Below are 20,348 nucleotides of genomic sequence, written 5' to 3' on the forward strand. Positions count from 1 at the left end.
CCTTGCCATGCTCAACTTATAGCGCACCGGGGGGCTTGCCGCAAGGCCCCCGTCAGGGCGGAGAATCGGCGGCCGATACCCGACAACCTGCGGAAATGAGGGGCGCGACGTGTGCGTGCGGTGGTCGACGTGTGGGGAAGCGGCGGTGCGGTGGTCCCGGGAGGCGGCGCGATGAACGAGCAGTACGTGGTGGACCTCGGAGAGGTCACCGGGACCCAGGTCGCGGTCGTCGGCGGCAAGGCGGCGCACCTGGGTGAGTTGTCGCGGATCGAGGGCATCCGGGTGCCGGCCGGCTTCTGCGTGACGACGGACGCCTTCCGGCGGGTCGTGGCGCGCGTGCCGTCGATCGACGAGCAGCTCGACGAGCTGGCGCGGGTCGACCCGGACGACCGGGAGGCGATCCGCACGCTCGGCGCGCGGCTCCGCCGTGCCGTCGAGGGAGCCGCCGTCCCGGGCGACGTCGCGGAGGCGATCACCCGCGCCCTCGCCCGGTTCGGCGAGCGGGCCGCCTACGCCGTCCGCTCCAGCGCGACGGCGGAGGACCTGCCGACGGCCTCCTTCGCCGGCCAGCAGGACACCTACCTGAACGTCGTGGGATCGGCGGCGATCCTGGAGCACGTGAGCCGGTGCTGGGCCTCGCTGTTCACCGAACGGGCCGTCACCTACCGGCTCAGGAAGGGCATCGACCACCGCACCGTCCGCATGGCCGTGGTCGTGCAGCGGATGGTCCTCCCGGAGGCGTCCGGCATCCTGTTCACGGCCGACCCCGTCACGGGCCACCGGAAGACCGCCACCGTGGACGCCGGGTTCGGCCTCGGCGAGGCCCTGGTCTCCGGACTGGTGAACCCGGACGTCTTCAGGGTGCGGGACGGCGAGATCGTCGACAAGACGATCGTCGCCAAACAGCGCGCCGTCCACGCCCTGCCGGCCGGCGGCACGCGGGACGTCGCCGTCGACGCGCGGCGGCGGGAACAGCCGGCGCTGACGGATGATCAGGTGGTGCGGCTCGTACGGCTCGGGCGGCGGATCGAAGCGCACTTCGGCCGCCCCCAGGACATCGAATGGTGCCTGGACGGCGACGACTTCCACATCGTGCAGAGCCGGCCCATCACCACGCTGTTCCCCGTCCCCGAGACCGACGACCGGCAGAACCGCGTCTACGTCTCCGTCGGGCACCAGCAGATGATGACCGACGCCATGAAGCCCCTCGGCCTCTCACTGTGGCGGATGACGGCCATGGTCCCCATGCAGGAGGCCGGCGGGCGGCTGTTCGTGGACGTCACCCCGCGCCTGGCCGCACCCGCGAGCCGCGCCGCCCTCCTGGACATGATGGGGCGAAGCGACCCGCTGATCACGGACGCGCTGCAGACGCTCCTCGACCGCGGCGACTTCGTCCCGTCGCTCCCCGACACGGAACCCGGCGGGCCACCGGCCGGCGGCGTCCCCGCCCCGATCGACACCGATCCGGCCCTCGTCACCGAACTGGTCGAGCGCAGCCGGGCGTCCGTCGCCGCGCTGGAGCGCGACATCCGCGCGAAGACCGGACCGGAGCTGTTCGACTTCCTGCTGGAGGCCTTCGAGGACCACAAACGCGCCCTCGGTGATCCGCTGAGCATGCAGGTGATCATGGCGGGCATGGAGGCCACCTGGTGGCTCAACGACCACTTGCGGGACTGGCTGGGGGAGAAGAACGCGGCCGACACGCTCACGCTGTCCGCCCCCGGCAACGTCACCTCGGAGATGGGACTGGCGCTGATGGACGTCGCGGACGCCGTCCGCCCGCATCCGGAGGTGGTGGCGTTCCTGCGGGGCGTCGAGGACGACGACTTCCTCGATGACCTGGCGAAGCTCCCGGGCGGACCCGAAGCGCGCGACGCCATCGAGGCCTACCTCGATCGCTACGGGATGCGCTGCGTCGGCGAGATCGACATCACCAGGCCGCGCTGGCGGGAACAGCCCGCCGCCCTCGTGCCCGCGATCCTCGACAACGTCCGCAACTTCGAGCCGGGCGCCGCCGCACGGCGTTTCGAGGAAGGCCGGCAGAAGGCGCTGCGGAAGGAACAGGACGTCCTGTCCCGCCTGCGGGCCCTGCCGGACGGGGAGCGGAAGGCCGACGAGACCAAGCGGATGATCGACCGGGTGCGCACCTTCATCGGGTACCGGGAGTACCCGAAGTACGGCATCGTCAGCCGCTACTTCGTCTACAAGCGGGCCCTGCTAGCCGAGGCCGAACGGCTCGTGCGGGCCGACGTGCTCGCCGAGAAGGAGGACGCCTTCTACCTCACCTTCCAGGAACTGCACGAGGCCGCGCGCTCGCACCGGGCGGACGCCGAGCTGATCCGGCAGCGCAAGGACGCGTTCCGTGCGTACCAGGCGCTGACCCCGCCCCGGGTGCTCACCTCGGACGGTGAGGCCGTCAACGGGGCGTACCGACGCGACGACGTGCCGGCCGGGGCCCTGGTCGGCCTGCCGGTCTCCGCCGGGACCGTCGAAGGGAGGGCCCGCGTCGTCCACGATGTGGCTGAGGCCGACCTCGGGGCGGGCGACATCCTGGTCACGGCCTACACGGACCCCAGCTGGTCGCCCCTGTTCGTCGGCATCGCGGGCCTGGTGACGGAGGTGGGCGGCCTGATGACCCATGGCGCGGTCATCGCCCGGGAGTACGGCCTGCCGACGGTCGTGGGCGTGGAACAGGCCACCCGCCTGATCCAGGACGGGCAGCGGATCCGCGTCCACGGCACCGACGGCTACATCGAGTTGCTCTCCTGACCGCGGCGCCCCGGGAGGCCGCCTCCTCCCCGGCCGACTCCTCGACGATCCCGGCCAGGGCGTCCTCGCCCGGCCGCACGCACGCCGAGGGTGTCCGGTCGGTGGGGTCGGCGGTCCTCCACCGGTCCGGCGCAGGAAGAACTCGGTAAAGCGCTCTGGATCCACGACGCCTTCCAAGACGCCTGGAGCCGGGGAGGTGAAACGTCTCGCACGGTGGACGCCCTGGCTCAGCCGGCAGTCGCCTCGCCGAGTCCAGCCCCCGTCCTGCTCCTCGCGCCCGCGGGGGTGGCCTCTCCTCGTTGGCCAGTTCGACCAGGCCGAGGGGCCGTCCCCGTACGCGCGGGGACGGCCCCTCGGCGGCGCCGGGCTCCGGGCCGTTGGCGTTCGGTCCTGGTCAGGGGGCCGCTGTCGGCGGCGTGGGCCCGATGGTGAGCGCGTTGCCGGGCGAGGGGCCGGGGCAGATCCCAGTGGGGGTCGAGGGCGTTGAGCGCGGTGATCCAGAAGGGCTCGATGCGTCCGTCGGCGGTCCGTGACGAGGCCGGCGCAGAAGCCAGTTCCCCAGAGGGGGGCCGTTGTGGCGGGCGCGGTCGGCCACGGCCGGGCTTCCGGGCGCTGTCAGCGTTGTGGTCGTCAGCGCACGCTCCCGGCTACCCGGCAGATCCGCGTACCGCTAACGGGTGGTGTAGCAAGACTCAACGGCCAAATGCCTTGATGCACGCACATACTGCGTGATGTGAACCGTCCCGGGCGCTGTCGCCCGACACCATCGAGGAGCAGCATGTTCAGCAGCACGGTGGCTCACCACGCGGACCTGCCGGCCGCAGACGCGGCGGTTGCCCGACCCCGCTGGCGCCGTCTCGTGCGCAAGGTGGCGGGAGTCTCGGCAGCGCTCGGGGCTCTCGTCCTTCCGCAGGTTCTGTCAGCGCCCGCAGCCCATGCGGCGGTCCGCGAAGTGCACGTTGCCTACATCGACAGGGACACCCTGGGATACACCCAGTACGACGTGCGCTTCAACGGGAGCGTCCAGCCCGTGGCAGCACCGAACCTGGATCCGAGGAGGACGTTCGGCGTGAAGGGCACGCTCGATGCGTACTGCCCGGACAACACGCTGACCAACCAGTACGTCAAGCTCCAGGTGTGGGCCAGCCGCGAGAACCACCGGTTCGAGTTCGAAGCGCGGTGCGACGAGACCCCCAAGGAAATCTCTTTCTGGAGCACCCGCGACCACCCGGGCGACACCATCTCCTTCCGGGTCGGTGCCACGAGTGGCACCTTCAACAGCTACCAGTACGGCCCGACGGTCGCCTACGCAATCGACTGACCCGTCGGGACGTCGGGCGGCTCAGCCGCAGCGGGGGGCTTCGCGTCGTGGTGAGCATGGTCTCCAACGGCTCAATGATCATGACGGTGGGCCCGTGCGGAGCCGCCTGGCCGACCAACTCGACCGGGGTCGGCACGCGGCACGGGCCCGGTCCTCCGACGGAGCGGAAGGCCGGGCCCGGCTCGTACGTGTAGCCGAAGACCGCCGCGGGGCTTCGCGGCTCCTGCGCGCGGGCGGCCAGCCGGCCGTTCGCACGCGGCACCGGGGGCACCCCTCCCTCGTGATCACAAAAAGGATGTCCACCTCCGTCGCTGCGGCGGCCCTCGCTCTCACCGGGAGGGCGGTAAGACCGTACCGCACCTCTGACCTGCAACTTTAGGCCGGCCTCCGGCTTTCCTGGCCTGTGTTGCGCCACCGCGTTGCAGCCCCGCACGTACGAGACTCCGGAACCATCACGGCCCCGGGGTCTCGTACAGGCCGGCGCCCTGGCCAACAGCGGCGATCACACCCAGCCGACGCCCGGCTCCCGCAGCACGTTCCGCTGCTCTCGGTCGAGTTCGCCGCGCCGGGTCTTGGTGTTCGAGACCCGCACGCCCGGCTTCAGCACCACCGGCTCCGCCGCCTCGCGCTCGACCGTGGTCTCCTCGGTGCGAGGTGCCGGATTGCTGCCGGTGGAGTGGTGCCGCGTCGGGTCAGGGCGTCATCGACCGGTTGGCCAGGATTTTTTCCACGATGTCCGCGGCTGCGGAGCTCCCGCCCGCCCGGCTGATGTCCTGGCCCAGTGTCGCCAGTGCGGCACGTACCCGCGGGTCGTCCCTCACCGCGCGTACCGCGTCTCGCAGCGCCTCGCCGGTCGCCTGCTCCCGCGGCAGGTGCACGCCCACGCCCAGGGCCTGCACACGCTCGGCGTTGACCCGCTGCTCGGCCATCTGCGGAACCACTACCAGGGGAACCCCGAGGGCGGCCGCCTCCATGACGCTGCCCATGCCGCCGTGAGTGACGAACACCGAGGACGCGGCAAGGACGTCGAGTTGGGGAACGGCGGCGTGCACCTCGAATCCCTCGGGCAGCTCTCCGACACCCGCCTGCGCCACCTCGGCACCGACGCTCATCACCACGTGGACTCCGAGGCCGGCGAGGGCCTCCGCACACGTACGGTAGAACTCCGGGCGGTCGTTGTACTGCGAGCCCAAGGACACGTACACCACGGGCCGGCCGCTGTCGGGGGCGCGCCAGCTGCCCTGGAAGGAGCGGTCGCCGAGCGCGGGGCCCACCCAGTGGGCCTCGGCCGCCCGTACCGTCTCCGGCCGCCGCTGGAAGGTGCGCGGGAGGAAGGCGATCGCGTGCGGCGGAGCCAGCGTCATGGCGCGCGCACCGCCGGGGACGCCGTAGGCGGTGAACGCACGCTCGAGGTCGGCGAAGCCCGGCATCCGCGTGAGGTCGTCCACGCCGAACATCTCGCCCAGCACCCCGTCGTACGGCAGGTGGCTGGGCGAGAGCAGAACGGCCGGCACACCCCAGCGAGCGGCGAGCATGGGCCCCGCCCACGCGTAGACGTCGTACAGCACAAGGTCGGGGCGGTCGTCGGCGAAGGCCGGCTCCAGTTGCGGCGCCGCGGCACGGTTCACTTCCACCGCCTGGGCCACTCCCACGGCGAGGTCCTCCGGAGCTTCACCGGCGGAGGGTACGGCGTAGAGGACGGGGTCCGCTCCCACGGCCCGCACCTGATCGCCGAACTCCGCAGTCACCGCGTAACTCACCCGGTGGCCCCGCAGTACGAGCTGTCGCACCACCGCCAAGGTGGGCAGCACATGCCCAGCCATCGGCACGTTGAAGACGGCGATGTGTGAGCGAACAGCGTCATGGCTCATTGCTGGTCCTATCTCTCTGTCGTAGCCCAGGAGCAGGGACTGGACCCACCCCGGTGCCTAACGCGCCGCGTGCCCCGGACGGCACGGCACCCGGACGGATCGCCCGCCGTGGGGTGCTTCGCTCACGGTCACCACTGCCGATCGTCACCGCGCACCGATGGTGACCACCCGTATCCAGGATCGCGGCGACGTCGTTGGCCATGGGGCACGACCTCGTCCCGCCGGCCGGGCCTTGAAGCCGCCCGGGGACAGCCGGCGACCGATCCGATGGGACCTGATGAGCATGCGCTCCACCACCATCCCCAGCCGCCGACGCATCGCGGCCCACCAAGGCTCCTCCGGGAGACGGGCCCACGCAACGGCCGTACAAAGCCTTCGGCACGAGCCCGTCCGCAGGTGCGCGGCTCCGGTCGGCAGGCGGACGGGCGCCGTTTCCGGCCCGGCGCGGTGGTGAAGGCCCGGAAGGAGGCGCTGGACGGGCGGCTTTCCGCTCTCGTGCTGCGCCGGCGGTGGGCGGTGCTGGTGGCGACCCTGTGCGTCGCCCTTGCTGCTGTCTGGTGGGGCGGGTCCGCGCACGAGCACCTGACGGCCGGCGGTGAGGCACCCGCGTCGGCAGAGTCCATGCGTGCCAAGCGTGTCCTGGAGCGGGACTTCGGGTCGGCCGTGCCGGACGTCGTCCTGATCGCCCGCGCACGCCTGACGGTGGACGATCCCGGATCGGCGGCAGCTGCGCGGCGTGTGGAGGCAAGGCTCCGGGCGGACCCGGCCGTCGCGTCGGTTCGGTCCTACTGGTCGACCACGTCCGCGGCGCTGCGCTCCCGCGACGGACGCAGCGCCCTGATCCTCGTGCAGCTGGACGGCGAGGACGCCCACACCACGCGGGTCGCCGATCGTCTGGTGCCACAGGTGACGGGCCGCCAGGGCGAGCTGACCGTCTCGGCCACGGGAGAGGCGGCACTGCGCGCGCAGGTGGGCAGACAGGTGGAGAAGGACCGGGTCTTCGCGGAACTGCTGGCGCTGCCGGTGACGGCACTGATGCTGCTGTTCGCCTTCCGCTCCGCCGTCGCCGCTGTGCTTCCGGTGCTGGTGGGCGCCCTGGCGGTGACGGCCACGGCAGCCGTGCTGCGGCTCGCCACGGTGTTCACGCCGGTGTCGGTGTTCGCGAGCAGCATCAGCTACGCCTTGGGCTTCGCCCTCGCCGTCGACTACAGCCTCTTCATCATCAGCCGCTTCCGGGAGGAGCTGGACAACGGGCGTTCGGTGGAAGACTCGCTGCAGGCGACGCTGTCCACGGCCGGCCGGGCGGTGGCCTTCTCCGCGGCGACCGTGGCGACGTCGCTGGCGGCACTGTTCATCTTCCCCCTGCCCATCCTCAGGTCGATCGCCTTGGGCGGCATCACGGTCACGGTATCGGCGGCCGCACTGAGCCTGCTCGTGCTGCCCGCGGTGCTGTGCCTCCTGGGACGGCGAACCGATCGGTTCGATCTCTTCGCCCCACTGCGCCGCGGACGGGCCACGCGTGCGGGCACCATGGCCCGTGCCGGCACGAACGGCCAGGACATGCCGAGGGGCGCGGACGGGCCGACAGGCACGGAGCGCGGCGCCTGGGGACGCATCGCGGCGCTCGTCATGCGCCGCCCGGCCGTCGTTTCGCTGGCACTGGCCGCAGGGCTCGCGGTGATGGCGAGCCCCTTCACCCGCGTGGAGTTCGGGATGTTCGACGACCGTCTCTTCCCGGTCACCTCGGAGATCGGCCGGAGCGGCCAGGCGCTCCGCCAGGACTTCACCGACGGTGGCGTCGCGAGCCCGACGACGGTGATGCTCCCCGGTTTCGACCCGGCCACGGCAGCCGACCGCCTGGACCGCTACGCGCGCGCCGTCTCCGCGGTGCCGCGAGTGCGCCGGGTGGAGACCGCGACAGGCTCGTACGAGAAGGGCAGCCGTGTCCGGGGAACAGGCCCGGCCTCGGCGTCATACGCCGACCGGCGGGGGGCATGGCTGTCGGTGACGACCGACTGCGAACCCTTCAGCGCCCAGGCGCGCCGCGTGGCGCTGGCCGTGCGAGCCCTTCCCGCCCCGGGCCCGGCCCTGGTCGGCGGCCCGGGCGCGGTACTGGCCGACATGCACCAGTCGATCGCCGACCGCCTCTGGCAGGCCTGCGCACTGATCGTGGCGGCCATGACGGTCCTGGTCCTGGCACTCACCCGCCGCCCGGTACTGGCCCTGAAGGCGGTCCTGCTGAACGCGCTGAGCCTCAGCGCGACGTTCGGCGCGTTGGTGTTCGTGTTCCAGGACGGTCATCTCGCCGGACTGCTGGGCGGCTTCACGGCGACGGGCACCACCGACATCCAGATGCCGGTACTGATCTTCTGCATCGCCTTCGGCCTCTCCATGGACTACGAGGTTTTCCTGCTGGCCCGCATCTGCGAGGAGTACCGGCGCGTTCCCAGCACCGCACACGCCGTCGTCGCGGGTCTGGACCGCACCGCCGGACTGTTCACCTGGGCGGCCGTCATCTTCGCCACGGTCATGGCCGCCCTCGCAACATCCGACCTCGTGCTCCTGAAGGTCATCGGTGTCGGGCTCGCACTGGCCGTGGTACTCGACGCCACGGTCATCCGCGGCCTGCTCGTTCCGGCCGTCATGGCCGTGGCCGGACGAGCGAACTGGTGGACCTTCGGCTGCACGGCCGTGGAAGGAGGCGTGCCCGCCCGCCGGATTCCCCGCGGCGCACCCAGCCGTACAACCGAACCCCAGCTCCCCTCCGCCCGCCATGCCGCGCCGGCACCGGGTCCCGAGCTGCCGAAAGGCGAACGCCCTTGATGCCCCCGAACCTCCGCCGGCACACGTACACGACCCCTTCCGGCTCCCTGGCCGCCGTGCACTGCGCTCCACCGGCAGGAGCCGACCGCGGCTCCTGCGTCGTCCTGGTCGGCGGCCTGTACGGCTCGAAGGAGGACTTCCTCCCGCTGATGCCCGAGCTCGCTACGGCAGGACACCACACCTACGCCTACGACCACCGCGGACAGCACGAATCCGATGGCCCCACGGATCCGGGCGACTACAGCCTGGACCACCTGGCGGCCGACCTCCAGGCCGTCCTGTCCCAGGTCGCCCACCCGCGCGCGGTGCATCTCGTCGGCCTGTGCATGGGGGCCCATGTGGCCCGCGCCGCCGCTCTGGCCACCACATCGGTACTCAGCCTGACCGCCGTGGGCTGGCACCTGGACCGTGATGGCGCCCTGGCCCGCCGCCTCCGCACCGGAGCGGCCCTCGGCCGGCGCCTGGGGCCGAACCGCACGGTGCGGCTGGTCACCGGCATCGCGGACCTCACCCGGCCCGACGAAGCCCCGGACCCCGCCTACCAGGCCGTCGCCCGGGCGCGCCTCACGACCACGCGAGCCGCCCACTACTTGGGCCTCACCCGCGCCTGGGCGGCAGCCCTGGAATCGGACGGCCACCCCGAGCCGCTGACGCCCACCCTGCTCGTACGGGGTTCGAAGGACACCCTGTTCCCGGCACAGGCATTCACCGACGCCGCCGGCAGATTCGGCGCCGAGCTCACGGTCGTCCCCGAGGCGGGACACCTGGTACAGCTCCACCGCCCCCGCGCAGTCGCCCGGTCGCTTCTGCGTTTCTGGGCCACCCGCGGATGACCCCGCCCACCGGGACGGTCGGCCGTGCCAGGTCGGCGAGGACGGGTGGGCTACCGGCCGTGGTGGCCATACCGGCAGCAGGCGGGATGGGCGGCGCGAACGCGGCCGGGGACCGGGGATCGGGGTACGGTCGTCCGGACTGCGGGTCGGCCGCGGCCGCCGTGCTGCGGCCAACACGGCTACGACCGCGGTTCGTGCTGGATCACTTACACGGGAGTCATGATTCGTGCTACTCGTCCACCGGGGCGATGCAAGGACTTCTGACGGAATGCCGCACCTGACCTGCTGCGTCGTTGTCGGGAAACTGCGGGAGCATGAGTCCATGAACTCGGACCGGCCGCTGCCTCGTGAGCTCAAGGCCATGGCCACGGCCTCGCTGCTGGGGTTGCAGGAGCGAGCCCTCGACCTCGGTCTCAGTCAACGTCTAGACCCCGCGTGGGTGGCGGCGAACGCCGCTCCCGCCGGAGTCCACCACCTGTGGCCAGCCCTGTGGCACGACCTGCCTCACCGCCCGGAGGTCCCCGCTCACCTGCGGTGCGAGCTGCTGATTGCCCTGTGCACCGGGGAACGCGTCAGGGGCCTGCTGGACGTGCTTCCCGGCGACTTCGCCTCACTGCCGAGGGTGACCTCGCGCGACGGGGGAATGGAGGTCGGGCGGCTCCTGGACAGCGCGCCCAGCGTCAGGGAGTGGCTGCTGCGCGAGGGCGAGACCCTCTCCTGACCCATGCCGCCAGGTGTCGCCGGCAGGTCAATGCACACCCCAAGGCAAGGAGGGCTTCGCGGACGTCGGCGCGGAGCTCCCAGCGGATCCGCAGCCGGCGGAAGTGGTGCAGCAGCGTGAACGCGCGCTCGACAAACCGTCTTCGGGTGCCCAGGCCGGAGCCATGTCGGGTGCCGCGACGTGCAATCACCGGCTCGATACCCAGTTCGCGCATCGGGCGCCGATGCCTGCCGTGGTCGTAGCCGCGGTCGGCGAGCACCACATCCGGCTGCCGACGGGGTCTTCCACGCCCGCCGCGCACCGGCGGCAGCGCCTCCAGCAGCGGGATGAGCTGGGTGATATGGCCGCGGTTGCCACCGGTGAGCGTGCAGGCGAGCGGGATCTCGGTGCCGTCGGTGATCAGATGATGCTTGCTGCCCGTCCTACTGGGAGGGACGCAACGGCCTCCGTGAAGCCTTCCTCACCCTCGGATGCGCTGATCTGCCGGCGACGCCTGAACTCCCGATAGGAGCTCCAGGACGGGCACGGCTTACGTTGACGGCCCGGTGGCCCGATCTCAGATCGGCTTGCGCCACACGGAAATGTGCTTCGCTGAGTCCTGGGTGAACGGCGCCCGTCCCAGTCCGCGACGCGCCGCTCCAGTTCGAGTCCGGCGATCCGCGCCATCAGGTCGAGCTCCGCGGGCCAGGCGTACCGGTGCCGGGAGTTGCCGCGGCGGTAGCGGCCGTCGTCGTCGCGGGTGAAGTGGTGCGAGACGAGGATCTGCTCGACCAGGTCGAAGGTGTCGAAGCCGAGGTGCCGCTCGGAGACGTCGAACGGGACCGCGATCTGCCCGGGCGGAAGGAACCGCAGCGGCGGCACGCCCAGCTCGATGACGAAGCGGCCTCCGGGCCGCAGATGACGTGCCGCGTTGCGGAAGCACTCGACCTGCTCGTCCTGTGTGAGCAGGTTCGTGATGGTGTTGTAGACGAGGTAGACCAGCGTGAACTCGCCGGGGACGACGGTCGTGGCCATGTCCCCGATGACGACCGGCAGCTCTTCCTCGCCGATCTTGCGTCGCAGGACCGCCGCCATGTGCTCGGACAGTTCGATGCCCGCCACCGGCACGCCGCGCTCCCGGAGCGGGACGCCGACCCGTCCGGTTCCGATGGCGAACTCCAGCGCCCGGCCGTCACCGGCGAGTTCGGTGAGGAAGGCGAGGGTCGGCCCGAGAACGGCGGGCGAGGACATCTCGACCTCTTCGGCGTCGTAGCGGTCGGCGGTCGCACGGGTCCACAGTTCACTGCTCGTCACAGACGGCCACTTTGCCGGGTGCCGAGGGGCACTGTCGACGCATTTACCTTCCACCGGCCCCGATGCCGCGCCACCTCAACCTCCAGCGTGATCGACGCAGCGTCGAAGTTGATCGGCCTACACCGATGATCACCCTGTTGGAGGTTCCAAGCGAGATCGACGGGGGCGTACGACCTCGGAGGGCGTTCAGGTACGGACACGGGGGGTGAGCCGATTTCAGGATGCTGTGCGCATCCTCTTCCTGTTGGATCGCTGTCCGCACCCGGACAGCGAGTGCCCGGCCCATCCGGACGCGGTGGCGCTGACGGCACCACCCGCTGGAACAGCTCCTACGACCTCTCCGGGACCAACCGCTCCACGATCGTCATACCCAAGACCACGAGCCCACATGAGATGGCCCCTCATCAGGGAATACCCGTGACGGATCGACGTCCCCAGCCATCCACCATGCCGTACGGCGAAGCGCCACGTGGCTCACCCTCTCGACGGCGGATATCGCAAAGTGTGGTTGCGGTACTGGTCGGTCATTGATGGACGCTCTATCTTCTGCCCCACGTCCGACCACGAGGGGAGGCAGCATGGACGCGGAAGAGACGGTTCTGGTGGAGAAGCTCGAAGAGGTCGAAAAGGAGAGCTTCGTGGACACCAACATCTTCACCGGCTGAGTCGGTCTCACCCGGTGCCGCCGCGGAAGGCCGCGGCGGCACCGGTCGGTATCCGGAAAGGCGGGACGATGGCGGACCCCTGGGGGGTGCGGCTCCGCCCCGAGGTGCGGGTGAACCGCCGCACGCGGGACGGTTCCTTCGCTTTCGGAGCGGTCTCCGACAGATCTTGGCGGATCTACAAGCACTCTGCATGGCTGGAGAGGCTCCTGTTCGAATGTGTCGACACGGTGCCGCTTTCAGAGGTGTTCGAGATGTCGAGTCCTTTGGCCCCGAAGACCGTGCGGGGCGCTCTGGAGGCGCTCGTCCAAGACCGTGTGCTGATGTGGGTGGAGGAGGACTTCCCCGCGCACTTCGACGAGGTCGACCGCGCTCGGGCCGATCTCTACGCTTCCCGGTCGGCCTCCATGGCGGAGGCGATCGCGGCGGTCGAGGCGCTCGGGAACGCCAGGATCGACATCGTCGGCGTCGGCGGCCTGGGATCGTGGACGGCGTGGCATGCGGCCGCCAACGGCATCGGGCATATCGTGCTGCACGACGCCGACGTCGTGGAGGCGAGGAACGCCGCCTACCAGCCTCTTTGCGCGGCAAGCGATGCCGGCCGCCCCAAGGTGGCCGCCGTGGCCGACAATCTCCGTGCCCTGTTCCCGAAGACGGACATCCGGGCACGTGAGCACTTCATCGACGAATCATCCGACATCGAGGAGTTGCGCGGCTCGGACTGCGTGCTCGGATGCGGTGACGAGCCGAACAGCGAGGCGTTCTCCCTCATGCTGACGCGCAAGTGCTTCACCGCCCAGGTCCCTGTCATCACGGGCGGCGGCTACGCGGGGCACGACGGGAGGATCGGGCTCTCCTACGTCGACGGACGGGATCCGTGCTTCCGGTGCTGGACCGCGTTCGCACGGCAGGGCGATACCGGAGCTTACGTCGATCTCATGCCGAACCGGCATCCCCCGAACGCGGTCGGCGGTGTGACGAGCATCGTCTCGACACACCACGTGCACGAGGCCCTGAAGATCATCACAGGGATCGGCGTGCGTGAACTGCGCGGTGTCGTCGGCGACATCAGCACCGACGCCCTGACGCCCCGCTGGATCGATTTCGGCATCGATCCCGACTGCCCCCACCACTGATTCGGAAAGCGGGTCGCATCACCCATGACACACGTGGACGAGTCGAACGACGCGTTCGGGCTCGCATGCCGCGACTACGACCGCGACGGACATGCGCACACTCCGCTGTTCGTCGAATTCCGCGGTGGCGGAACGTTCAAGCAGGACGTCTCGCACTACTTCCAGACCACGGGCGACTGGCCGACCGAGGAGGTCTCGCTACTCTCCCGGGCCCGCGGAAGAATCCTCGACATCGGCGTCGGCGTCGGCCAGTACTCGATCGAGCTCCAAGAGCAGGACGCCGTCGACGGCGTGACCGGCATCGACTACTCCGAGGCCTGTCTGAAGGTCGCCCGGCGTCGCGGCCTGCGCAACGCGCGCCTCCACGATGTGCTCTCGGGTGATCTGCCGGGCGGCCCGTACGACTGCTTCCTCATGATGGGCCACAACATCGCGCTGCTCGATCCGTCCAAGAACGGACGCACCGTGCTGGAGAGGATCTCAAGGGCCGCCTCACCAGAGGCGGTGATCCTGGGAACTGTGGGCAACACGGAGTTCCTCAGCGAGGAGATACGGGAAAAGGCCGCGGAGCGGACCGCGGTGAGTGGGATCTGTTCTTTCCGGATCCGACTGGCCTACGGGGATGTCCGGTCGCACTGGTTCGACTACTGCTTCGCGTCCCGGGACGGGCTGGATGCCTTCTGCGAAGGGACCGAGTGGGCGATCGACCACGTCCAGAGCTACCTGAACGGTTTCTGCGTGGCCATGCGTCGTACGAACCACCGGCCGTCACACTGACCCCGTCGGGCGCCGGACGGAGATCGGCGCCGGTGGGGGAGACCACCACACCGGGGGAACACCGCGCGAACGAACCACCGGTGGCGGCCGAGCGCCTCGTCCGCGCTCCCACGTACCGGCCCACCCCGGTAGACCCCTACCGCGAACACCTGCGCCGATGACGTGAGCAGGACCCCGCCGTCCCGGTCACCCACCTGCCGGGGTAGCCCGAAGAGCTGGGCCGCCCCGGCAGTGCCGCGTCTTTCCCCTGTACGCGTTCGGCATCGCGAGCCGGCGGTGCTGCTCTTCCTGGCCTCCTCTCCTCCCGCATCCGCGCCAGGGCGGTCAGGACGTAGGCACGGCCGTGGTGGGCGGCGGCGCCATCGGGGCCGGACATCCGCAAACTCGGCCTGCCGCGGAGCGACAGCGGTCATCGCCGGGCCCTGGTGGTGCCGGCTCGTCCGACAACCGGTGGACGCGGCCGGTGGACGCGCTCTCCGGCGCGGCACCGCACCGGTCGCCCGGTCGCCTCCGGTGACCGTCCCCGGGCGTACACCGCCCCCGCGCCGGATGATCCCGGACTGTTCCGGACGAGAAGTTCCGCCGGCCGCCGGGCGGTGAGCACCCTCATCGCCGTGTGCGTCGCGAACGGCCGGCCCGGCCCGGCCGCCGTCAGCGGTTACCTGACGTGGAAACCGTAGACGTGGTAGGTGTCGGCGCCGGTGAAGGGGGCCGACGTGTGGGGCGGGAGCACTGCGACGTCCCATCCCAGGTTCGTCCTCCAGAAGACGACCACCTCGTGGGCGCCCGAGGAGAAGGAAGTGACACCGCCCTGTTCGAGCGGGACGTTGCCGGGGCCGGTCCAGCACCGGGCGTGCTCCGTGCCGTTCTCCAGATACGTCACCCTCACAGAATCCGTGCCGGCGCCGCAGTCGATCTCGTCGGTGGCGAAGGCGGGGGATGCCGGGAGCGCGACGCTCACCGCGACGGCCGTCATGGCGCCCAGCGCCAGTTTCTTGGGTCGGCTCTTCATAGTGCTGCGGTTCCTTCCTGATCAGAGCTCAGGTGGGACGAAGCTTTGAATGAATTTTCAACCATCAACCAGCTTCAGCGCAGCGTTTCAACGAAATCCCCTCGCGAGCCGGCCGACGGCGGTGCCTGCGGGTGCCCGCCCGGGCACCGCAGGCCCTCCCCTCGGGGCCCGGTCCGCACAGCGGCGCCTCCCCACCCGGCCGCCCTGGCAGCCCGCCCCCGATCCCGCCCCCAGACCGGATGGCGAGCCCTGCCCCCGGTAACCGGCACCTACGCGCCGGGCGCAGGAGCGGGGCCGTCGTCCTGGGCCGCTGGGTTGCGGCCCAGGAGGCGTGGCCGTCGTGCAGCCACGCGGTCACCCCGCCTCCGTCGCCGGTCTCGGTGGTGATGTGGACCTCGGGCAGCGGCGCCCGGAGGGCGAACAGCAGGTGCCCGCCTGCGGTGCCGGTCAGGGGCTGCAATGGGCGGGGGAAGGACCCTTCGGTTTCCAGGGGCTGCCGGTCGCGGATGCGGTCGAAGGGCGTGCACGGGGCGGCGCCGCGGGCGGGCAGGAGCACCCCCAGTTCCTGCACCCGTCCCGACGCCGAGCACCTGTCGGCGGCGACCGTGAGAGCGACATGGCCGAGGCGCCCCCAGGGGGTGGCGGTCCGCCTGCCGGGCCGGGTCTGTTCCACTCACGCCCACGGCACCTCCTCGACGGCGTGGATGGTGATCAGTCGGCCCGGGCCGGCGCGGGCAGCCCGTCGGTGACCTGGGTGACGGTGGCGGCGTCCGGTCCCGGATACACCGCGGCCGCCTACCGCTCGGGCTCGGCGTCGCGCTCCACCGCCCGGTAGGCCTCGCCGTCCCAGATCCGCACCCGGCCTGGGGCGAAGCGGTGCCGCGGGCAGGTCTCCGGCACCACGGGGCGGATCCACGGCGACTCCTCGTCCGGCCACCGCACCGCTGCGGTCAGCTCCCGCACAGGCCTTCTTCGATGTCCACGGCTAGCCATACGAGGTCAGGACGTTGGTCACGCCGTCTCGTGGTCGAGCCGCCGGGAGCTGGTCCCGATGGAGGTGTGGGGCCGGTGGCAGTCGTAGTGGATGTTCCAGACGTCGAGAGCCTCGCGGCGTTGGTCTTCTGATGTCCAGGTGCGGGCGTACAGGAACTCCTCGGAGATGATCCGGTCGTAGCGCTCCACCTTCCCGTTGTGTGGTGGCGTGTAAGACGTGATCCGCTGGTGCCGCGAGCCGGGCAGCGCCCGTGGGAAGGCTTCGGCGCGGTGGCGGGCTCCGTTGTCGGTGACGATCCGCTCGATGCGGGTGATGCTGTGGGCCACGAACCGCGCACGGGCGCGGTGCATGCACGCGGTCGCAGCAGCTGCTTTCCCGTCAGGCAACGCTTCGGACCAAGCGAGTCGGAAGTAACCGTCAACCGCGGAGTGCGGGTGGACATGGCCGCCCCGCTTCGTCTTCCTTTGGGAACGTTCGGCTGCCTTGGCCCGGTCGGTTCCTCGGCCGTGGACTGGCCGGCCGCCGCCGTCGGGGTTCGGCCGGCCTTCTTCACGTCGATGTGGACCATGTGGCCGGGCCGCCGAGCGATGATCTTGCGTGGTTCGCGGTTCGAGGAGCTGTTCGGGTCGATGACCGTGCGGCGGTTCAGCCCGAGGGCGGGAAGATGACGAGAGACCGTGCGACGGCTGACCTCGATACCCTCGTCTCGGAGTTCGAAGGCGACCCCCGGGGGGCGGATCACTTCTGCGTGTGGCAGGTCCTCGGTCCGTGCCACGGCGTACGCAGAGATTGCTGTCGGCCGGTGGTGAGGGGCCGAGGAACGATCCAGGAGGCCTGGCTCCCCGTCCTGGTGGTAGCGGTTGACCCACCTCGATGCGCACGCACGAGAGATGCCCATCTCGGCGGCCACGTGTGCGATGGGGCGGGTAAGGCAGCGTTCGACCGGCCGCCGACGGCCTTCGAGGGACAGCGGCGCGTTGCGATGAACCATCCGCGTCAGCGTGCGCCGGGACGCATCGCAGCCGCGGTGTCCGCCGCGACGGCCAGCGCGTCGGTGGGCGGTCGGTCGAGCAGTCCCACGAGGTCGGGGCTGGAGCCGCTGAGGAACCCATGGCGGACGCCGGTGGCGATCGAGGCGAGCATCGGCGGCTGGAACGGCAGCAGTGCATCGTCCGCGAGGAGGCGGGCGCGGTACTCGCTGAGTCCGATCGTGCGGTGGGCGACATCGAGGCGTTCGGCGACGTCGCCGGCGGTGATCGGGTCGCCGACCAGGTCGTAGGTCTTGGTGACGTGCGCGGTCGGGTGGCCGGCAACGATGGCTGCGGCCGCGGCCAGGTCCGCCCGAGCCACCGCGGAGAGAGCGCCATCGCCGAAAGCTGACTCCAGGCCGTCGGGTGTCCACGTCAACAACGCTCCGAAGAGTTCGGCGTAGAGTCCGTTGCGGAAGATCGTCCACCCGAGGCCGCTGGCCTTGACCAGGTCCTCGGTGGCGCGGTGGGCGAGCGCGAACCCGAGGTGATCCCCGGCGCCGGTCAGGCTGGTGTAGATCACGTGCGCGACGCCGTCGCGGACCGCGGCGTCGAGAAGGGCCCGGTGCCGAGCGATGACCTGGTCGTCCTCGGCGTATCCGGCCGAGACCAGGACCAGCGTCGAGACACCGGTGAGGTCCAGGCTGGTGGGGTCGTCGAAGTCCAGGCGGCGCTGCCCGTCGGAGGGTGTTCGGCTGCCACCCGCGGCGGGGACCTTCCGGTCGGCCAGCTCCTGGAGCGTGAGGGAGGCGAGCTGTCCGTTCGCGCCGGTCACCATGATCATTGGGGTTCAATCTCCTACCGTGGTTCTCTTCAGTGACTACGGCGATCCTGAACCGGCCGCGGTCGGCCCACAAGGAGGCAGTTCCATGTCAGTGAGGCACACCGATGTAACCGCTGGACCCGCAGAGCTGGAACCGTGCGGGCAGCCGGACCACCCCGACTGCGGGATCCGCGACGTGCTCGACCGCGTGGGCGACAAGTGGTCGGTCCTCGTGATCGTCGAGCTTGCGAACGGGGCGCGGCGCTTCCGGCAACTTCAGCGCGCCATCGAGGGAATCTCCCAGCGGATGCTGACACTGACCGTCCGCCGGCTGGAACGCGACGGGCTGGTGCTTCGGACCGTCTACCCGACCGTGCCCGCCCAGGTCGACTACCGGCTCACCGAGACCGGCGCAAGCCTGACCCACCTCGTCAAGGCACTGGCCGACTGGTCACTCGAGCATCGGGACACCATCGCCCACGCCCGCCGGGCTTACGACGCGCAGCATCCCGACAACGAGATCCGATGACCGCCGGCGTCGACAACGTCATGATCCGCAACAACTAGCAGGACTCCGTCAGGTCTTTCTGTCGGCCGTGTCCGGGGCATGGTGGGTGTGTGGACGCGCATGAAGTGAACCGTGTACGGGCGGAATTGGCGTTATACGTGGCTGATGTGTTCGCCTCGGTGCCGCGGCGGGACCAGCGACGGCGGGGCGCGTGTTGTCTGCGGGGTCTGATGCTGGACGGGCGGCGCACGTCGATCCAGGCCATGGCCGAGCGGCTGCCGAGGGGAACACGCAGGCCCTGCAGCAGTCCGTGAACCAGTCGCCGTGGGACCCGCTGCCAGTGCGGCGGCGGATCGCCGAGAAGCTGTACGAGGTGATCGCTCCTGAGATGTGGGCGGTCGGCGACGTGCCGTTTCCCAAGTGCGGTATCGCGTCGGTGGGGGTGGCCCGGCAGTACTGCGGAGCGGCGGGCAGGCGGGCGAACTGCCAGGTCGCGGTCAGCGTCCACACGGCCACCGACACCGCGTCCTGCCCGCTGGAGGGGGAGTTGTTCCTGCCTCTGGAGTGGACGGGCGATCGCCAGCGGCGTCGGCGGGCCCGGGTGCTCGACGAGGTCGGGCAGGTGTCCACAACGCTCCTGGCGCTGGGGCTGCTGGACCGGCTGGCCGGCCAGGGGCTGATCGTGGCCGATGCCGGCTACGGCCGCTGCGCCTCTCTCCGACTCGCCTTGGAGGAATGCGGTCGGTCCTATGTCATGGGCGGTCGATCCCAAGGAGATCGCCCGGCCTGGCACCGCAGAGCCGCACCAGCCGGAGTACGGCGGGCTGGGCCGCCCGCCCTGCCCAGCTACCGCCAGGCCGCCAGACCGCTGACCCCGTCGGTCGACCCTGACACCCGCTTCCAGGAGGTCACTTGGCGGCAGGGCGGCAAGGGCGCGATGACCTCGCACTTTGCCGTGCTTCAGGTGCGGCCCTCGGGCAAGGAGGCCACCCGCACCGCCCAGGAGCAGGCCGGCGAACGCAGCCGGTGGGACGGGAAGCTGCCGCTGCGGACCCTGCCGGTCGAACAGCCACCGGACGCGGCCGAGCCGACCGGCTGCTGGAGGACCGACCTGCCCGCTGCCACCCCGGTTGCCGACCTGGTGTGGTGGGCGAGGACGCGCTGGCGCATCGAGTACGACTACCGCGAACTCGAGCGCGGGCTCGTCCTGGCCGACCGCACCTGCCAGGACGTCGACGTCACCGTCCGCACCACCGCCGCTTACCCCGCTCCGAGAGGACGCGGACCGGTGTAGTGGGGCAGCTGGTCGACCGTCATCGGCCTGGGCCGCCAGATCCAGCCGCGGGCGGCCATGGCCTCCTTCAGCCACGCCGTGACCAGGCGGGACCCCTCTCGGTCGCGGGAGGAACCGGTGCCACCGCCCGCCGGCCGGCACAACAGCGCTCCCGCCGCCTCGGCCCCGGCATCGCAGGCCGGGCACGGCTCCAGCACGATCGGCTGCCCGTCCTCGCCGTGCTGCGGCATCTGCACAACGCTGGCCAGCGCCCCTGCGCACCGCGAACACGGCGGCATCGGTCCGGACACCTCAACTGGTCCATCCATCGCGCACTCTTCCGCCGGTGAGACAGGGAGAGGCCATCCAAAGCCCGGCAGCCGTGCGCGTCAACCCACGGGCCGCGGCGCAGGGGCCGGGTCCCGGGTCGGTTACGGGTTCCGGGGACCCGGCGCGGTATTTCCTCGACCCGGCGGCCAGCCACCGCCGCCGGCGGTGAGGTGATGTTCTTCACCGCTTTCCACTGCATCCCCGCCGATGCCACCGGGCCCGTACGGCTGGCCG

14 protein-coding genes and 4 pseudogenes are annotated in these 20,348 nt (G+C 70.9%); 9 read left to right on the top strand and 9 right to left on the bottom strand.

Annotated features, from left to right (window positions below; all coding sequences use genetic code 11):
- Nucleotides 1-171: 171 nt before the first annotated feature.
- A complete protein-coding gene (rph, locus tag QC029_RS13830) occupies nt 172-2,769 on the top strand; it encodes a rifamycin-inactivating phosphotransferase (protein ID WP_279555929.1) in 2,598 nt (865 codons plus the stop codon).
- Between the two features lie 778 nt (nt 2,770-3,547).
- The gene (locus QC029_RS13835) at nt 3,548-4,090 is read left to right on the top strand and encodes a hypothetical protein (protein ID WP_279555930.1); all 543 of its coding nucleotides are present in this window, start codon (nt 3,548-3,550) and stop codon (nt 4,088-4,090) included.
- A gap of 502 nt (nt 4,091-4,592) precedes the next feature.
- On the opposite strand, the gene QC029_RS13840 is transcribed toward QC029_RS13835, so the two are convergent.
- Both QC029_RS13840 and QC029_RS13845 read right to left on the bottom strand, forming a co-directional pair.
- On the bottom strand, nt 4,593-4,697 hold the full coding sequence (locus tag QC029_RS13840; RefSeq protein ID WP_279555931.1) for a helicase: 105 nt from the start codon (nt 4,695-4,697) through the stop codon (nt 4,593-4,595).
- An 85-nt stretch (nt 4,698-4,782) separates the two neighbouring features.
- Complete coding sequence (locus tag QC029_RS13845; RefSeq protein ID WP_336621586.1) at nt 4,783-5,961, bottom strand: macrolide family glycosyltransferase; 1,179 nt, start codon at nt 5,959-5,961, stop codon at nt 4,783-4,785.
- Nucleotides 5,962-6,411: 450 nt separating this feature from the next.
- On the opposite strand from QC029_RS13845, the gene QC029_RS13850 reads away from it, so the two are divergent.
- The 3 genes from QC029_RS13850 to QC029_RS13860 all read left to right on the top strand — a co-directional run bounded on the left by QC029_RS13850 (nt 6,412) and on the right by QC029_RS13860 (nt 10,338).
- Nucleotides 6,412-8,784, top strand: coding sequence for an MMPL family transporter (locus QC029_RS13850; protein ID WP_279555933.1), 2,373 nt, complete (start codon nt 6,412-6,414; stop codon nt 8,782-8,784).
- Nucleotides 8,784-9,617 (top strand): alpha/beta fold hydrolase, encoded by an 834-nt coding sequence (locus QC029_RS13855; protein ID WP_279555934.1) that lies wholly within the window; start codon nt 8,784-8,786, stop codon nt 9,615-9,617. The genes QC029_RS13850 and QC029_RS13855 overlap by 1 nt, the downstream gene beginning before the upstream one ends.
- A 322-nt stretch (nt 9,618-9,939) precedes the next feature.
- On the top strand, nt 9,940-10,338 hold the full coding sequence (locus tag QC029_RS13860) for a hypothetical protein (protein ID WP_279555935.1): 399 nt from the start codon (nt 9,940-9,942) through the stop codon (nt 10,336-10,338).
- Here QC029_RS13860 and QC029_RS13865 read toward each other — a convergent pair.
- Nucleotides 10,298-10,762, bottom strand: a pseudogene (locus QC029_RS13865) (transposase); the annotation flags it as partial. The gene QC029_RS13860 and the pseudogene QC029_RS13865 overlap by 41 nt on opposite strands.
- 132 nt (nt 10,763-10,894) lie before the next feature.
- Nucleotides 10,895-11,631 (bottom strand): annotated as a pseudogene (locus QC029_RS13870) (class I SAM-dependent methyltransferase).
- A gap of 733 nt (nt 11,632-12,364) precedes the next feature.
- Between QC029_RS13870 and QC029_RS13875 the strand changes: the two are divergent.
- Nucleotides 12,365-13,429 carry a ThiF family adenylyltransferase gene (locus QC029_RS13875; RefSeq protein ID WP_279555936.1) on the top strand — a complete coding sequence of 355 codons (1,065 nt, stop codon included), beginning with the start codon at nt 12,365-12,367 and terminating at the stop codon, nt 13,427-13,429.
- A 33-nt stretch (nt 13,430-13,462) separates the two neighbouring features.
- Nucleotides 13,463-14,206, top strand: a complete 744-nt coding sequence (locus QC029_RS13880; RefSeq protein WP_279555937.1) for a bifunctional 2-polyprenyl-6-hydroxyphenol methylase/3-demethylubiquinol 3-O-methyltransferase UbiG — start codon at nt 13,463-13,465, stop codon at nt 14,204-14,206.
- A 658-nt stretch (nt 14,207-14,864) separates the two neighbouring features.
- On the opposite strand, the gene QC029_RS13885 is transcribed toward QC029_RS13880, so the two are convergent.
- The 4 genes and pseudogenes from QC029_RS13885 to QC029_RS13900 form a co-directional block, all read right to left on the bottom strand.
- Complete coding sequence (locus QC029_RS13885; RefSeq protein ID WP_279555938.1) at nt 14,865-15,218, bottom strand: hypothetical protein; 354 nt, start codon at nt 15,216-15,218, stop codon at nt 14,865-14,867.
- 795 nt (nt 15,219-16,013) lie between these two features.
- Nucleotides 16,014-16,181 carry a hypothetical protein gene (locus QC029_RS13890; RefSeq protein WP_279555939.1) on the bottom strand — a complete coding sequence of 56 codons (168 nt, stop codon included), beginning with the start codon at nt 16,179-16,181 and terminating at the stop codon, nt 16,014-16,016.
- 22 nt (nt 16,182-16,203) lie between these two features.
- Nucleotides 16,204-17,203: pseudogene (locus tag QC029_RS13895) on the bottom strand (leucine zipper domain-containing protein).
- Nucleotides 17,204-17,208: 5 nt separating this feature from the next.
- Nucleotides 17,209-18,024: an NAD(P)H-binding protein gene (locus QC029_RS13900; protein ID WP_279555940.1), complete on the bottom strand. Its 816-nt coding sequence runs from the start codon at nt 18,022-18,024 to the stop codon at nt 17,209-17,211.
- An 85-nt stretch (nt 18,025-18,109) separates the two neighbouring features.
- Between QC029_RS13900 and QC029_RS13905 the strand changes: the two genes are divergently transcribed.
- Nucleotides 18,110-18,532, top strand: coding sequence for a helix-turn-helix domain-containing protein (locus tag QC029_RS13905; protein ID WP_279555941.1), 423 nt, complete (start codon nt 18,110-18,112; stop codon nt 18,530-18,532).
- Nucleotides 18,533-18,741: 209 nt separating this feature from the next.
- Nucleotides 18,742-19,805 (top strand): annotated as a pseudogene (locus tag QC029_RS13910) (IS701 family transposase).
- Here QC029_RS13910 and QC029_RS13915 read toward each other — a convergent pair.
- Entirely contained in the window at nt 19,772-20,113 is a 342-nt protein-coding gene (locus QC029_RS13915; protein WP_336621587.1) for a DUF6300 family protein, read from the bottom strand. The pseudogene QC029_RS13910 and the gene QC029_RS13915 overlap by 34 nt on opposite strands.
- Nucleotides 20,114-20,348 lie beyond the last annotated feature (235 nt).

The organism is Streptomyces sp. DH37, assembly GCF_029813835.1.
GTDB lineage: Bacteria > Actinomycetota > Actinomycetes > Streptomycetales > Streptomycetaceae > Streptomyces.